At 43.2% G+C, this 12,806-nt stretch carries 10 protein-coding genes; 3 read left to right on the top strand and 7 right to left on the bottom strand.

Features of this window, described 5'->3' with window-relative positions; translation table 11 throughout:
• Positions 1–5 precede the first annotated feature (5 nt).
• Positions 6–1,655 (top strand): SLC13 family permease, encoded by a 1,650-nt coding sequence (locus BM195_RS04420; RefSeq protein ID WP_090234219.1) that lies wholly within the window; start codon positions 6–8, stop codon positions 1,653–1,655.
• 694 nt (positions 1,656–2,349) lie between these two features.
• Here BM195_RS04420 and BM195_RS04415 read toward each other — a convergent pair.
• From BM195_RS04415 to fabI, 6 genes are all read right to left on the bottom strand, one after another.
• Positions 2,350–3,540, bottom strand: coding sequence for an MFS transporter (locus BM195_RS04415; RefSeq protein WP_090234217.1), 1,191 nt, complete (start codon positions 3,538–3,540; stop codon positions 2,350–2,352).
• A gap of 57 nt (positions 3,541–3,597) precedes the next feature.
• Positions 3,598–4,794, bottom strand: coding sequence for a CynX/NimT family MFS transporter (locus BM195_RS04410; protein WP_090234215.1), 1,197 nt, complete (start codon positions 4,792–4,794; stop codon positions 3,598–3,600).
• Between the two features lie 194 nt (positions 4,795–4,988).
• The gene (locus tag BM195_RS04405; RefSeq protein ID WP_244535666.1) at positions 4,989–6,698 is read right to left on the bottom strand and encodes a methyl-accepting chemotaxis protein; all 1,710 of its coding nucleotides are present in this window, start codon (positions 6,696–6,698) and stop codon (positions 4,989–4,991) included.
• A 312-nt stretch (positions 6,699–7,010) separates the two neighbouring features.
• The gene (locus BM195_RS04400) at positions 7,011–7,289 is read right to left on the bottom strand and encodes a hypothetical protein (protein WP_090234211.1); all 279 of its coding nucleotides are present in this window, start codon (positions 7,287–7,289) and stop codon (positions 7,011–7,013) included.
• 599 nt (positions 7,290–7,888) lie between these two features.
• A complete protein-coding gene (locus BM195_RS04395) occupies positions 7,889–7,993 on the bottom strand; it encodes a putative holin-like toxin (RefSeq protein WP_244535665.1) in 105 nt (34 codons plus the stop codon).
• Between the two features lie 326 nt (positions 7,994–8,319).
• Positions 8,320–9,099 (bottom strand): enoyl-ACP reductase FabI, encoded by a 780-nt coding sequence (fabI, locus tag BM195_RS04390; protein WP_090234204.1) that lies wholly within the window; start codon positions 9,097–9,099, stop codon positions 8,320–8,322.
• A 244-nt stretch (positions 9,100–9,343) separates the two neighbouring features.
• On the opposite strand from fabI, the gene yfmT reads away from it, so the two are divergent.
• Together yfmT and BM195_RS04380 are read left to right on the top strand one after the other, a co-directional pair.
• A complete protein-coding gene (gene yfmT, locus BM195_RS04385; protein ID WP_090234200.1) occupies positions 9,344–10,801 on the top strand; it encodes a benzaldehyde dehydrogenase in 1,458 nt (485 codons plus the stop codon).
• A 50-nt stretch (positions 10,802–10,851) separates the two neighbouring features.
• Complete coding sequence (locus BM195_RS04380; RefSeq protein WP_090234195.1) at positions 10,852–11,733, top strand: methyl-accepting chemotaxis protein; 882 nt, start codon at positions 10,852–10,854, stop codon at positions 11,731–11,733.
• Positions 11,734–11,809: 76 nt separating this feature from the next.
• On the opposite strand, the gene BM195_RS18220 is transcribed toward BM195_RS04380, so the two are convergent.
• The coding region (locus BM195_RS18220; protein ID WP_170848150.1) for a methyl-accepting chemotaxis protein at positions 11,810–12,806 on the bottom strand (997 nt) is incomplete at its 5' end.

The raw sequence follows: 12,806 nt of genomic DNA, 5'->3' as shown, positions 1-12,806 counted from the left end.
ACAATATGATAACTGCTGCATGGAACTGGCTGTGGGACAAACATGACCAGGCAAAAGAATTACTGAGCTTTTTCGTTCGGCCAAATACGTCCGATTTCGGATCGGACAGCACGAATCCAAATACGGCAAAAAGAAACGATAGCGGGAACAACAACCGCTCATACAAGCCCGCACAATTTATTGGGTTGATTTTAGGCCCTGTTCTTTTCATACTGACATTATTATTTTTTCAGCCTGAGGGGTTGTCTGATGCCGGGCAAGGTGTACTTGCCAGTACATTGTGGATTGCTATTTGGTGGATGACCGAGGCAATCCCGATTCCGGCGACCTCCCTCCTGCCGATCATTCTTTTCCCGCTGACAGGCGGATTGGATATTGAACCAACAACATCTTCTTATGGTGATGACACCATTTTTCTTTTCATGGGTGGTTTTATGATCGCACTGGCTATGGAAAAGTGGAATCTCCACAAGCGTATCGCACTAACCATCATCTCAATTATCGGTACGAATACAGAACGCATTATTCTTGGTTTTATGGTGGCTACGGGATTCCTCTCAATGTGGATTTCCAACACCGCAACTGCAATGATGATGGTGCCGATCGGGCTTGCAATTATTTATCAGGTATCTGAGCAACTGAAAAACGACGATTCAATTGACACATCCAAGGAAAACTTTGGTTTCGGAAAAGCACTAATGCTGGCCATTGCCTATTCCGCTTCAATCGGCGGCATCTCAACATTGATTGGAACACCGCCAAATACTGCATTGGCCGGTGCTGTCAATAATATGTACGGGATTGAGATTTCTTTCGCCGGATGGATGCTGTTCGGTGTACCGATAGCCTGGCTGTTTATTGTTGTTGCATGGTTTTATCTTGTTAAAATAGCTTATCCGCTAAAAATTAACCAGCTTCCGGGTGGACGTGAAGTCATTAAGGAACAAAAAAATGAACTGGGAAGAGCATCCTATGAGGAAAAGGCGGTACTTGTTGTATTTACGCTGGCTGCCCTGGCCTGGATCTCCCGCTCATTTGTGTTGACCGAATACGTGAATGAAAATATCAATGATGCAATTATTGCGATGACAGCGGCCATTATCCTATTCATGATTCCTGCCAAGAACAAAGAAGGAGATCATCTGCTTGACTGGGATTCAGCCGTCAAACTTCCTTGGGGCATTCTGCTGTTATTTGGTGGAGGACTTGCCATCGCAAGCGGATTTACGGAATCAGGTTTATCTGAATGGCTCGGCAACCAGTTAACGGTTCTGGAAGGCGTTCATTTGTTCATTGTATTGCTCGTTGTAGCAGCGATGGTTATCTTCCTGACAGAAATTACTTCCAATACCGCTACAGCCAATATGATGTATCCGATTATGGCATCACTTGCGGTTGCACTTGGTGTTCATCCATTTACAGCCATGGTAGCTGCAGGTGTTGCGGCATCCAGTGCATTTATGCTGCCTGTAGCAACACCGCCAAACGCAGTCGTGTTCGGTTCCGGCTATTTGCGGATTCCGGATATGGCGAAAGCAGGTTTTGCCCTGAATATATTTGGTATACTATTAGTCGCATTAGCCATTTACTTCTGGCTCCCTGTCGCATGGGGCATTGATTTGAAAGAAATTCCCGACATGCTGACAAACAGCTAAACAAAAACGAGGCTGGGACACAATTAAAAGTTCCACGCTAAAGACGAACGATTACAGGGCAGGAAGTGCTGCATTTGACTTTTCAACAGTCACATCCTTATTCATCTTTGATAACGACTACTAAAGCGTGACAATTTGTCGGGGTGCAGCCTTCCTTCCATTCTTATTTTAGTGATTGCTATCATTCGCTCCGGCAGCATACTGCGCTTTCCATGGGAACGGCCTCAGTCTCCTCGGAAAGCCAAGACCTCTTTCCTGTGGGGGCTTCGGCTCGTGCTCTTCCTATAGGAGTCTCCGTATGCTGCCTCTGATTGGTGAAAGAAAAGAACTTATAGAACGATATTCATTGAACTTGCTGTCACCTTATGAGAACACGATTCTAAGCTGCGGAAAAATGCGACATGCCTGAGGGAACAGCGCGAGCCAAAGATCCACTTTGCCAAATGGTTTTCTTGGCAACGTTGGCTGTGGCTGTGCCCCGGAAAGGGCGTATTTTTCCGCAGCGACCATCATGCACTCACCAACAAAAGCATAGAAGCAAGCGAATCTAAGACCAAGTGACTTCTCAGTTGATGGATCATTCGCAATAAATGTTCAAAAATACTTCAAAAGATACATCCGAACTGTTCCAATCATAGTGGAATCATCGTTCGGATTTATCTTTGGCTTATATACTTTTGTCCCAGCCTCGTTTTTATTTTGTCAATCTGCTCTGCATAACACGCACAATCAAAACATAGACAGCAGGAATAATCCCGAGCAAAACAATCAGCACGGTCCATCCTGTACCGCTCCACAACGGACCGAGCATTGAGCTGCCAAGTGAAACGCCAATATAATAGGATACCAGATATAAGCTTGAAGCACTCCCTTTATGGTGTGTGACTTCCTCACTCACCGATGAGGCAGTTAACGAATGAGCAGTAAAAAACCCGAGACATGCTATACATAATCCGGAGACAATCATCCACAAATCCGATCCAAGCGTACACAATATACCGGCTGACATCACAAAAACACCGGTCAGCCGGACGGTTTTCAGTCCAAAGTGCCCCGCCAGCCAACCTGCAAGCGGGGAACCAATCACACCCAAACCATAGGCAAAAAAGGTATATGAAATGACTTCCAACGATAATGAAAACGGCGGTGCTTGAAGGTAAAACGGCAAATATGTCCACATACCGGTAAAGGACAGTTGCAGCACAATCCCGAGGCCAAAAAACAGCAGTAAGCCAGGATTTTTCAAGTGATAAATAAATGCCTTAAGGTCTCTTGAAAACGGCAGTGAACTTGGCGCAAAAAAACGGGATGCCGGAAGCATGAACATCACCGCAACTAAAATGACAAGACCAAGGATAGCAAGTGCATAAAAAGCAATCTCCCATGAAAAATGATCAGTTATATAACCGGTCATCACCCGGCCGATCATACCACCAAGCGCATTGCTGGATATATAGAGTGCAGTGGCCACGTGAACACTCCGCCTGTCAATTTCCTCACTTAGATAAGCAAGCGCAGCAGCCGGAAGTCCTGCCAGAGCAAACCCCTGCACCAGCCTTAAAATAAGCAGTAGCAGGAATGAATCAAAAAGCGGGATCATCAAAAACGGAATCGCGGAGCCTGCTAATGATAGTTTAATATATATAGTTCGCCCGGCACGATCAGACATAAAGCCGAGCACAATAAGCCCGATAATCAGGCCTACAATCGTCAGTGACAGCACAAGACCCGAGGCGGACACCGGCACCCCAAAATCCTCCACAAACACAGGCAGAAGCGGCTGTACCGCATACATCCCGGCAAAAACAAAAAAAGATGCCAATGCCAAACTGAGTGTAATCCGCCAAAAATATAAATCTTTTATCGTATATTCTTGCTGCTGCATTTGCTTCACATCCCAAAAAAAGATATGTGGGGGTTGCGCGTTACATGCCGGATCTAATCAATCCAGTACATATCGATCCCTTCCTGCACCCATTCCGAAAGTCATAACGAGAATAGCCACACCAATCAGCGTCATCAGTGGTATCGTCCAGAAATCGGTTAAATCGTATAAATAGCCAATGAACATTGGGCCCACTGCTGCCAATGTATACCCAAGCGATTGCGCCATGCCGGACAGTTCTGCAGCATGCCGGGCGTTACGAGCACGCATTCCTAACAAGGCAAGCGCAAGTGCAAATGTACCGCTTAACGTAATGCCAATCAAAATCGAACTGATCACCATAACCGTAAACGAGCTACCGATCAGCAATCCGCTATAACCACCAAGTGCACACATCCCCATCACAAGCACAATACTGCGTTGTGATTTCAGGCGGCCGGCAACAACCGGCACAATAAAGCTTGCGGGAAGTCCGACAAACTGGGCAAAAGACAGCATCCACCCTGAAGTTGCCATTGATAATCCATTATCATGCAATATTTCCGGAAGCCATGAAATCGTCACGTAAAACAAAAACGACTGCAGACCCATGTAACAGGCAACCTGCCAGGCCAGCGGTGATCTCCACATCTGGTTATCACTTACACTGACATACTTCATGTCGGTATCATCACTTGTATTTTGTTTTCGTGAAAGATAAATCCATATCATAATACCCAAAACGGCCGGTGTTGCCCAGACAAGCAGTGCCAGTTGCCATCCCATATTAAACCCTTGTGCAAGGGGAATGCTTAAACCGGAAGCTGAGGCAGCAAAAATCCCCATCGCTGTCGAGTATACACTCGTCATCAGCCCGACTTTTGCTGGGAATTTTTCCTTTATGACACCAGGCAAAAGAACATTGCAAATCGCAATTCCCAACCCGACAAATAACGTTCCAGTAAACAAAAGCCACATAACCGAAATAGAACGAACAGAAATCCCGATTAGAAGCAGGATCATACCAACCAGTAGGGTCCGTTCATTGGAGTACCGGTTCCCCAGTTTCGGGGCAGCGGGTGACATAACCGCGAAAGCTATTAGCGGTAAACTCGTCAGCATCCCTGCGCTCCAGTTGGACAGTCCGATATCATCACGGATAATACCGATCAGCGGACCAACCGATGTAATGGCTGGACGCAGGTTGAATGCCACGAGGATAATTCCTGCTACGAGCAGAAAATTATATAATTGCTTTGATTCATTGTGTGTCATTCTAGAATGTCCCTTCTTTCATCCAAACTATTACGATTTTTGTCCACATGTGTTTCTAGATACAAAAATGTCTACAGTCTAATATAGCATAACGGTTTTTGTTTTTTAAAAAAAGAAGATTCCTTGCTGATGCAAAGAACCTTCTTACTTATCGAAATCAGGCCGATGTAACGTATTATATGGTTATCTGCCCTTTATAGCTTAAACTGATGTACGAGCCCATTTAATTCTTCCGCTAGCTTAGCCAGATCATTGGCGCTTGAAGCCACTTCTTCCATAGAACTGCTGGTTTGCTGTGATGACGCGGACGTTTGTTCAATACCTGCCGCTGACTCCTCCGATACAGCGGCAATTTCCTGGATAGAACTGTTCATCTGCTGACTGTTTGATGCCATTTCAGACAGATTTCTGGAAACTGTCTGGATATGTGTGGACATCTCTGTAACAAACATACTGATACCTTTGAACGTTTCCTCAGTTGTGTTAATTTGACTCGTTCCTTGCTCAACTTCTTGATAACCGCCTTGCAGTGATTCTGCAACCATACTTGACTCATTTTGGATATTTTTCACGATATCGGTAATATCCGTTACTGAGTCAGATACTTGCTCGGAAAGCTTCCTGACTTCATCGGCAACAACTGCGAATCCTTTGCCATGCTCACCTGCCCTTGCTGCTTCAATGGCTGCGTTTAGTGACAGCAGGTTCGTTTGATCTGCAATATCTTTTATAACAGATACCAGTTTTGATATTTCTTGTGACTGTGCATCTAGCCCATGAACCTTCTGAACTGCTTCCTGTACAATTCTGTCAATCTTAGCCATTTGATGACTTGATGTTTCCATTAATCGGCTGCCTTCACTTGTCATACTTTGAACTTCATTTGATGCATGATGGACAAGTTCACCATTTTCATTCGCTTCCTTGACTTTTGCCGCAAACGATCCCATAGCAGTGGACAATTCACTTGACTTGTTAGCCTGATTCTCAGAACCGGACGCCAATTCCTGCATCGTACCGGCAATTTGCTCGGATCCGGATTTCACCTCATTTGCGGAGTGTGTTAACTCTTCGCTTTGGCTGGTGACACTTTGAGATACATGGGATACCTGTTGAATGATGCTTCGGAGATTATCGCTCATCCTGTTCATCGCATAAGCCAGTTTTCCGATTTCATCATGGCCATCATAATCAATTGAATCAGCTGAAAGGTTTCCATTCGCTATGTTCGTGCTGAAATCTACCACTTGATTTAAATTGTGAGAAATGTTTCTGGTAACCCAGAAAACAAGCACACTTCCTATCAGGATAGATGACAGGATTAACGCTATCTGCACAATATATGTGAGCTCCTGATTTTCTTCCACATTCGTAATCGCCTCGTCGCGTTGATCATTGACAATGGTTCGTAATTCTTCCAGCATATCAACTGTTTTACCTCGCAGATTATCGGCCTGAACAACATAATCCTCTGCTGTGAGCGGTTTATCTTGATCAATTGCGGTAATGATGTAGTCATGAAATAATTCATCCATTCGCGCATCATTCGCAGCCACTTTGTCAAATAACTCCTGCTGTTCCGTTGTTGTCATTTTATCTGCCATATCTGCTTTTAAAGAATCCAACGTTTCACGACGCTGTTCATAATCGTCAATAATCGCCTGATCCGGTTCCTGCTGGTAATTTGCAATCCGAATACTTTTCGATCGGATCAATGACCCCATCTCCGTCAGCGTTATTGCCCGATCTCCTCTTTGTTCCAGCACATCGACATCATCACCGATATCAGCAATGAGTTTTGAAACAAAAGCTGTTGAAATGCCTATTAAAATAAAAATTAAACATAAAACAAAACCATACTTCCAGCCTATTTTTACATTTTTGAATTTGAACTTTCTGAACAATAATTGTACCCCCCCCCTTGATGACAAACGATCTCTAAGAGTCTATCGCACGAATAAATCAATGAACCTATTACAGAAATGGCTCTATAATAAGATACTTCAAAAAAAATCATTCTCCTAATATATCGGCAAAAATACCCATTGTTTAAAGAAATTGCTGAAAAAATATATGTAAAAAGTACTAAAACTGGCACCCGCATTCCGTTAAAAAGCGAGTACCAGTTTACAGAGGAAATAATATTGCCTGGGAAATGACTTTTCAATCAGCAAGTTTTGTCGAGTAACCCCAAATCATCTGCGTTCTGCTTTTGGCTATTCTTCTTCTCCGGCACTCTGATGTAAGATAATGTAATTATAAAGCCATTTCCATTGGTTAACCGTTAACTTTTCCTGAATCCTGTCCAAATGATTTAGACCGCTATGAGCATTCGAAGGTATATCTGATTGAAGCATATTTGACAATAGCTCATACTGCTGCATCCTATCGTCATTTTGCAGCACATCGCTGGCCATTTCGATTTGAATGTTTGTTTTTGCCCATGATGAAAAGTTGCCATTAAATGAATCAATTGACTTGTATGCCTTCCACAATCTAAACACCTCCTTCTGAAAATATGATTTAAAATGATTAAAAAGACCTAGTTTTTGGATATAATACATGATGAATTTTTCATACTATTATACAACTTCCAAAAATGGTCCAAGGCTTTCTCAGTTTCCTGCTGATCAAGCACCCCCATTTCTTTACAAAATATTCATTTTTTTCCTTATATTCTATTATACACAACAGTCAAGTAATGTTTTTTTGATTAATTTTGTCGAATCTCAGCAATCTCGTGCAAATTGAGTCAATAATCACGTCGAAGTATCATGACTTATGTCAGGATTTGATGGAAAGGGTTGGTGTTTTAGCATGTATTTGGGTCAATTTGAATTTATGAATTTTTTGTGAACATTTTTCATAAAATATTTATTTATTTGTATGAAAATGATTGCTTTTATTGTTTTAATATGCTTGGATGCTGATTCATTTTTCTTTTCATCATGACTTTTTCTAGGTATAATGTAGGAAGAATTTTGCATATATTAATAAGACCACAGCAGTCACTGTGGTCGGATAAGCTGCACCTTCAGTGGTTCGGCTTTCTACAATAGACCTCTCTTTCATTCTAAAAGCGGATTAGAGGGGTCTATTTTCTGTTGATCATTTCCACAATTAACGCCAACAATCCAATCAACAGGGTACCGAACCCAATCAGTACCATGAACACTTCAAATACACTCAAAAGCCTCACCCCCTTTGACAGCAGGGATCTGTCAGCCGTCTGTCCGTCTGAAGGAGCAGCTTCTGTTTGGTAGTATAGCACAGTTTATACGAAATATGCGAACAAATGTTTGTATTTTTGTTTTCTAGTACATGTTTTTGCCGAGTCTTTAGAATTATTTTCATATCTATGATTTTTTAAGCTCCGGTTTAATAGCGGATATAAAAGGCAGAGTGGTTATATGCTTGTATAGTTTAATCTATGCAAAGCGGTGAAGGGGCTTGTAATTCATTTAGGGGATAAAATGAAAAAACGAGCACTCTGTGTCAGAATGCTCGCCTATAATCAGGATTGGACTAAGATCCGGTTACAATATGAAAACCGGAGTCAACGTGGAGCACTTCACCAGTAACGCCCCGCGCTAATTCACTTAGTAAAAATAAAGTCGCATCTCCAACCTGATCCTGATCAACCTGACGTCGGAGCGGTGCTTTTTCTTCAATAACGGACATTTTTTCATTGAAACCTGCAACACCCTTAGCTGATAGTGTGCGAATTGGACCGGCTGAAACAGCATTCACACGGATACCATCTTTTCCGACATCTTCAGCAAGATATCGTACACTGGCTTCCAGTGCAGCCTTGGCAACACCCATGACATTATAATTTGGGACAACACGTTCTGCACCAAGGTATGTCTGGGTTACGATGCCGCCACCCTCAGTCATATATTTCCTGACTTCACGAGTCACCGCAACAAGTGAATAAGAGCTGATATTTTGGGCTAGCAGATAACCATCACGTGACGTGTCGGCATAATCACCTTTCAGTTCATCCGTGTTTGCAAAAGCAACCGAATGGACAAGCCCGTGAATGGTTCCAACATTGTCGCCGACTTCCTGAAATGCACGCTTAATGCTATCATCGTCCTCAACATCACAGGAAACAACCAATTGCGGTTCAATCTCATTTTTCTCCAGCATTTTTTCTAATTTTTGCCTAGAACGCTCCTGGCGATACGTAAAAATAAGGTTTGCTCCAGCATTATAGAGTGATTTTGTAATCCCCCAGGCAATACTGCGGTTATTCGCAACACCCATTACAACAATATTTCGATCTTTTAATAATGCATTCATATATGTACCTCCGATAAAGGATAAATGTATAGTTATAATGTAGCATAATTAGGACCAGGTGTTAAATAATCTTCAAAGATGTTCAATAAAAACGCAATTTTTTCATAACCTAACGTCGATGTATCTTAGCTGCATTTAATTCTTGCAATTCCTAATAATATCACTTCTTATCTTCATTCAAATCCCAGCCACATCCTGCCGATATTAAAGAAGTGAGTCATTTAATCAACTAGGAGGCATAATCATGACGGATATTAAATCGCTTAACAAACAGTATATAGGAGGGGCCTGGCGTGACGGTAAAAGCAGCCGTACGCTAGCTGATAAAAATCCATATCGTGATGAGGTTATCACTGAATTCAGGTTAGCCGATTCAGAGGATGTCGATGAAGCTTACAAATCCGCGCAAGAAGCAATGGATGAGTGGAATCAAATCAACCCGTACAAGCAGCGTGATATTCTTGAAAAAGCTGTTATGTATATTGAAGAGCACGAAGAAGACATTACCAATATCATTATCGATGAACTGGGCGGAACACGCCTCAAAGCCGCATTTGAAATTGGCCTGGTAAAAGACATCATTAAGGAAGCGGCAACATTCCCGCTGAGAAAAGAAGGCAAAATCCTGCCGTCGGTTGAAAACGGAAAGGAAAACCGTCTATACCGGATGCCGGCGGGTGTTGTCGGTGTCATCAGCCCATTCAATTTTCCATTTTTCTTGTCCGTTAAGTCGGTTGCCCCTGCAATCGGTGCCGGTAATGGTGTCGTCTTGAAAGCGCATGAGGAAACACCGATTATGGGTGGGACACTCATTGCTAAGATCTTTGAAGAAGCAGGGATTCCCAAAGGGTTATTTAACGTTGTTGTTACAGATATCAAGGAAATCGGTGACAGCTTTGTGGAACACCCGATACCAAGAATCATTTCGTTTACTGGCTCAACCAAGGTCGGCAGCCACATTGGTCAATTAGCAGTGAAAAACTTTAAGAAGCCGATACTCGAATTAGGCGGCAACAGCGCATTCATCGTTCTGGAAGATGCCGATATCGACTATGCGGTCAACGCTGCAGCATTCAGCCGGTTCACACATCAGGGGCAAATCTGCATGTCCGCTAACCGTATCATTGTACATCAATCCATTTACGATGAGTTCATTACAAAATATAAGGATAAAATCGCGTCGCTCAAAACCGGTGACCCGCGGGACCCGGATACCGTCATCGGCCCCGTTGTAAATGAGGGGGCAGCGGAACATCTTAAAGCCATTATTGAAAAAGGTATTGAACAAGGCGCTACCCCCATTTTAAAAGGTGACATCACTGGAAATATGGTGGAACCAACTATTCTGACTGATGTCACCCCGGACATGGCTGTAGCACAGGATGAACTGTTCGGTCCGGTTGTCAGTGTCATGTCATTTGAAACAGATGAGGAAGCAATCAAAATCGCTAATGACACTGAATTCGGATTAAGCGGAGCTGTTCATACATCTGACGGGGAACGCGGTGTTGAATTAGCCAAGAAAGTGCATACCGGAATGATACACGTCAATGACATTACCATCAATGACGAACCGATTGTCGCATTTGGCGGCGAAAAAAACTCCGGGCTTGGCCAATTGAATGGTGAGTGGAGCCTGGAAGAATTCACAACGCTTAAATGGATATCAGTTAACTATCAACAACGGGAACTCCCGTACTAACTGAATGAAGTCTCGCTAATACTGTTTTTAAGAAATAAAAGGAGAGGAGAATTGAATTGGCCGACACCAAAACAAATACAGAGACAGGGACAGATCTATTGGATGCTTTTATTCAAGTGGCTCCATTTTTGAACAATTTAATTCATGACGATATAACTGTTGGCATCTATGATACGGAAAAACTTATCATTAATTTTCCCGGTGACACTTTCTCACTGAATGTAAAACCTGGTGATCCACTGGCAGAAGGAGACATTATCACAAATGCCATCAGAGACAATCATCCGAAATCGGAAATTGTACCAAAAGAATTATTTGGGTTCCCGTTGATTGCCCGGGCTATTCCACTTCACGACGATCTAGGTACCGTCATCGGTGGGATAGGTATTGGGACCAGTCTTGAAAAAGCCAATAAATTGCATGAAGTGGCCGAAAGTCTTTCCGCGGTTGTAGAGGAATCGGCAGCTTCAGTTGAGGAAATCACGGGCTCAATCACTGAATTGGCCGATCAGGTGACCAACATATCGTCCCAAGTAAAACAAGTCCAAGACAGCACAAATGAAATTGGTGAAATTTCAACCGTTGTTAAAGGTATTTCAGATCAGAGCAACCTGTTGGGTCTTAATGCCTCGATTGAAGCAGCGCGTGCTGGTGAAGCAGGCAAAGGATTCAATGTGGTAGCTGAGGAAATCCGCAAACTGGCAAATAACTCAAAGGATAATGTCACACAGATTGATGAAGCAACCAAACATATTCAACACCTGATAGACGAACTGGATCATGCATTTTCAAGCGTCCATGAAATGTCCGATACACAAGCAGCCTCTATTCAGGAAATATCATCAACAATTCAGGAAATCAGCACGAACGCCCAGGACTTAGCTAAGATGGCTGAGAACCAATTGCAGGCAGATGAAGAATCAAAGGATTGACTTTTAACAGAAAAGCCCCCCGATCCTTTATTACGAAAGGATTCGGGGGGGCTTTTCTGCCATATGTTTTAATTCTTTACAGTTTAAATTCACGAACTAGTCCATTTAAATCTTCAGCCAGCTTTGCAAGATCGTCTGCACTGGCTGCCACTTCTTCCATCGAGCTAGTTGTTTGCTGTGATGCAGCCGATGTTTGCTCAACGCCAGCCGCAGACTCCTCAGAAACGGCTGCAATTTCCTGAATCGAGCTGTTCATTTGCTGGCTGTTCGCTGCCATTTCAGATAAGCTATCCGACACAGTTTGAATACGACTCACAACGTCGGTTACAGCCGTGTCAATCCCGCCAAATTTGTCACCAGTGGACTTAATTTGTTCCGTCCCTTTTTCGACCTCTTTGTAGCCTTCCTGTAAAGAATCAGTGACCACACTGGATTCACGCTGGATATTCGTGACAATGCTTGTAATGTCCGTAACGGATTCAGAAACTTGTTCTGCCAATTTCCTGACTTCATCTGCAACAACTGCAAATCCTTTGCCGTGCTCACCTGCCCTGGCTGCCTCAATCGCTGCATTTAATGCTAACAGGTTCGTCTGTTCAGCAATATCTTTAATAACCGATACCAGTTTGGAAATCTCCTGAGACTGCGTATCCAGTCCTTCTACTTTTTGAACGGCATCCTGTACAATCTGGTCGATTTTCTCCATCTGCTCACTGGAAGCGTTCATCAGCTGGGTTCCTTCATCTGTTATGCCCAGCACTTTATTGGAAAAGTCTTTAATCTGCTCGCCGTTTTCGCTCACTTCCTGAACTTTTGTCGTAAACGTTGACATGGCAGAAGACAGCTCACTTGAACTATTCGCCTGTGTTTCCGAACCGGATGCCAATTCCTGCATCGTTGTCGCGATTTGTTCTGACCCGGATTTCACTTCGCTGGCAGACTGTGTTAATGCTTCACTCTGCGTACTGACCGTTTCCGAAACCTCGTTTATTTGATTGATCAGATCACGCATGTGATGATTCATGTCATTTGTAGCCGTTACCAGCTGTCCTATTTCATCACGTGATGTCGTT

Source organism: Lentibacillus halodurans (assembly GCF_900112045.1).
In the GTDB taxonomy this organism is placed as follows: Bacteria; Bacillota; Bacilli; order Bacillales; family Amphibacillaceae; genus Lentibacillus; species Lentibacillus halodurans.
The sequence above is the reverse complement of the archived record's forward strand: the minus strand, read 5'-3'. Positions and strand labels throughout refer to the sequence as shown.

Bases quoted from the DNA above. Each gene is read 5' to 3' on its own strand.
- BM195_RS04410 (WP_090234215.1), bottom strand. From the start codon at position 4,794: ATGACACACAATGAATCAAAGCAATTATATAATTTTCTGCTCGTAGCA.
- BM195_RS04415 (WP_090234217.1), bottom strand. From the start codon at position 3,540: ATGCAGCAGCAAGAATATACGATAAAAGATTTATATTTTTGGCGGATT.
- BM195_RS04420 (WP_090234219.1), top strand. From the start codon at position 6: ATGATAACTGCTGCATGGAACTGGCTGTGGGACAAACATGACCAGGCA.
- fabI (WP_090234204.1), bottom strand. From the start codon at position 9,099: ATGAATGCATTATTAAAAGATCGAAATATTGTTGTAATGGGTGTTGCG.
- yfmT (WP_090234200.1), top strand. From the start codon at position 9,344: ATGACGGATATTAAATCGCTTAACAAACAGTATATAGGAGGGGCCTGG.